Genomic DNA, 3,303 nt, shown 5'->3' on the forward strand with positions numbered 1-3,303 from the left:
ATTTTTGGAGGGAGTGTACTCACGTACATGACCGACAAAAATCGTCCAGTGACGCCGCCAGCGCAAAAAGGGCTGTTTTTGACGGATGATTGTGGCATTCACAAGCTGCCACATCCCAAGCCAGCAGTCACATTAATAGGTCCAGACTCTAGCTCCCGGCATTCCCGGGATTTTTCCGCCGCCTGAGCCGTTCCGTGCGCTCCTGCATGAGAAAACGCCCGGTGACGGAAGCCGGGTCCGCCACGATGGCTTCCGGCGTTCCGCACGAAATGATGCGCCCCCCGTTTTCGCCGCCGCCGGGTCCCATGTCCAGCACATGGTCCGCCGCGAGGATCATGTCCGTATTGTGCTCGATGACCACGACGCTGGCGCCCTTGTCCACCAGCGCGTGCAGCACCCTGATGAGCTTTCCCACCTCATGCATGTGCAGGCCGGTGGTCGGCTCGTCAAGGATATAGAGCGTCCCCGGCAGGGAGCGCTTGCCCAGTTCGCGCGAGATCTTGATCCGCTGCGCTTCGCCGCCGGAAAGCGTGGTGGCGGGCTGGCCCAGGCGCAGGTAGCCAAGGCCCACCTCTTCCAGAACGGCGAGACGCCGCTCCAGCCCGGGGTAACTCTCGAAGAGCTTGCGCGCCTGGCTCACGGTGAGGTCCAGCACCTCGGCGATGTTCAGGCCCTTGTAACGGACCTCCAGGGTCTCATGGTTGTAGCGCCTGCCCTGGCAGACATCGCAGGTGACATAGACATCCGGCAGAAAATGCATCTCCACGCGGATCTGGCCGTCGCCGCCGCAGGCCTCGCAACGGCCGCCGCGCACATTGAAGCTGAAGCGGCCCGGCTTGTAGCCGCGCTTGCGCGCGTCCTGCGTCATGGCAAAGATGTTGCGGATATCGTCAAATATCTTGGTATAGGTGGCGGGATTGGAGCGCGGCGTGCGGCCGATGGGCGTCTGGTCGATAGCCACGATGCGCTCGATGGGCGCGGCGCCCCCCTCATAGGCAAGGCCGCCGATGGCGCCGGGCTGGTCCACGCGCAGGCCAAGCCCCAGCGCCAGGTGCTTGTAGAGCGTATCCACCACCAGAGAACTCTTGCCCGAGCCAGAGACCCCGGTGACGCAGGTGAGCACGCCCAGGGGGATGCGGCAGTCGATGCCGCGCAGGTTGTTGGTGGTCACCTTGCGGAGCACCAGCTCCCCCTTCGGTTCGCGCCGGGCGTCCGGCAGCGGGATGGTCTCGTCGCCGCGCAGATAGCGGGCCGTCAGGGTATCCGCCTCACCCAGCAGTTTCTCCACCGGACCCTGAAACATGATCTCGCCGCCGTGCGCGCCGGAACCGGGTCCAAGCTCGATGACGGTGTCCGCCTCGCAGATGGTGGCCTCGTCATGCTCCACCACCAGTACCGTATTGCCCCGCCGCTGGAGGGAGCGGAGCGTCCCCAGCAGGCGCTCGTTGTCCCGCGGGTGCAGCCCGATGGAGGGTTCGTCCAGCACATAGGTCACGCCCACCAGACCGGACCCCAGCTGGGAGGCCAGACGGATGCGCTGCGCCTCGCCGCCGGAGAGCGTGCTCATGGAACGACCCAGGGAAAGATAGTCCAGCCCCACATTGCCGAGAAAGGAAAGGCGGAACTCCAGCTCCTTGAGCAGCGGCTCGGCGATCAGGGCGCGGCGCCCCGTGAAGCGCCGTTCCCTGAGCCACTTCAGGGCCTTGTCCACGGGCAGGGCGCAGAACGCGGCGATGTTGAGGTCCTCCACGCGCACGGCCAGGGCCTCCGGCCGCAGGCGCGCGCCATGGCAGTCCGGACAGTCGCAGGACTGCCGGAAGCGCGCCAGTTCCTCGCGCCAGGCATCGCCGTACTGCATGCCCTTTTCCAGGAGCGGGATCACGCCGGGCCAGCGCTTGTCGCTGATATCCAGTGAACTCTGGATGCGCTGCGCCTCGACAAAATTCCCGCTCTGGTAGTCACCGGCAGCCCCGAGGGCCACGACGCCGCCCATCCAGTTGCGCCGCAGCCCCAGAGAGCCGGCGGCCGGGCGCCCCTTTTCGTCCTCACCGTAGAAAAGCGCGGCCAGCGCCGCATCGGAAAAGCGCTCCAGCGGCGTGGCAAGCGTAAAACCGAAGCGCTTGCCAAGCGCGGCCAGCGCGCCCTGATACCGCGCGAGCACACGCGGCTGCGCCCACGGCAGCAGCGCGCCGCCAGTGAGCGAAAGCCCGCGGTTGGGCGCGATGAGCCGGGGTTCAAAATAATCCACCGTGCCCAGCCCCACGCAGCGCGGGCAGGCCCCCTGCGGACCGTTGAAGGAAAAAAGCTGCGGACTGGGCGCCGGGAGCGAGATGCGGCACTCGGGGCACACGGAGGTCGTGGAATGGACCTGATCGCGCTCTGCCTCGGGGCGTCCGGGCAGGTGCAGCACAAGCCGTCCCTCGCCATGGCGCAGGGCCAGCTCCACGGAGTCGGCCAGACGCCCGCGGATGCCCTCCTTGTTCACCAGCCTGTCCACCACCAGATCGATGGAGTGCTTCCTGTTCTTTTCCAGAGGGGGGACAGCATCCAGCGTATGGAACCCGCCATCGACGCGCACGCGCGAAAAGCCTTCGGCCCTGAGCTTTTTCAGCAGGTCCTGATGCGTGCCCTTTTGCAGTTCCACCAGAGGGGCAAGCACCAGGAATTTCTCGCCCTGCGGCAGCCCGAGAATGTCCGCGATGATCTCGTCCGCGGCGCGGGCCTCGATGGGACGGCCGCACCGGGGGCACCAGGTGGTGCCGAGGCGGGCAAAAAAGACACGCAAAAAGTCATAGATCTCCGTGACCGTGCCCACCGTGGAACGCGGATTCCGGGACATGCCCTGCTGCTCCAGCGAAATGGCCGGTGACAGGCCCTCGATCTTTTCCACATCCGGCTTGTCCATCTGGGGCAGGAACTGGCGGGCGTAGGTGGAGAGCGATTCCACATAGCGGCGCTGCCCTTCGGCATACACGATGTCAAAGGCCAGGGTGGACTTGCCCGAGCCGGACGGCCCGCAGATCACCACAAGCTCATCACGCGGAATGTCGAGGCTGATGTTCCTGAGATTGTGCTGGCGCGCGTTCTCGATATGGATGCAGGGGCTGTATCCCTGCGTCTGCCGGGTCCTGTCGGGCTTTGGCGTCATGTTCATCGTCTCCATCTAGGCTCAGACCTCATTAAACTCCGTTATGGTTTTTTCAACGAGGGAAAGATGTTTTTCCGCTGGCCGCCCTTGGCTCCGCTTCGGGCGGGGCTGTCGCCGCAAGGATCCTAAAAAATAAGATTTTTTTGCGCTGGCAA

1 protein-coding gene is annotated in these 3,303 nt (G+C 65.1%); it reads right to left on the minus strand.

What is annotated here, in order from left to right; all coding sequences use genetic code 11:
• Positions 1-148 precede the first annotated feature (148 nt).
• Positions 149-3,154 (minus strand): excinuclease ABC subunit UvrA, encoded by a 3,006-nt coding sequence (gene uvrA / locus QZ294_RS10975; RefSeq protein ID WP_297051045.1) that lies wholly within the window; start codon positions 3,152-3,154, stop codon positions 149-151.
• Positions 3,155-3,303 lie beyond the last annotated feature (149 nt).

The sequence above is a fragment of the uncultured Desulfovibrio sp. genome (assembly GCF_910584445.1).
Lineage (GTDB): Bacteria > Desulfobacterota > Desulfovibrionia > Desulfovibrionales > Desulfovibrionaceae > Desulfovibrio.

Coding starts and splice junctions, on each gene's coding strand:
- uvrA (WP_297051045.1), bottom strand. CDS start 3,154: ATGAACATGACGCCAAAGCCCGACAGGACCCGGCAGACGCAGGGATAC.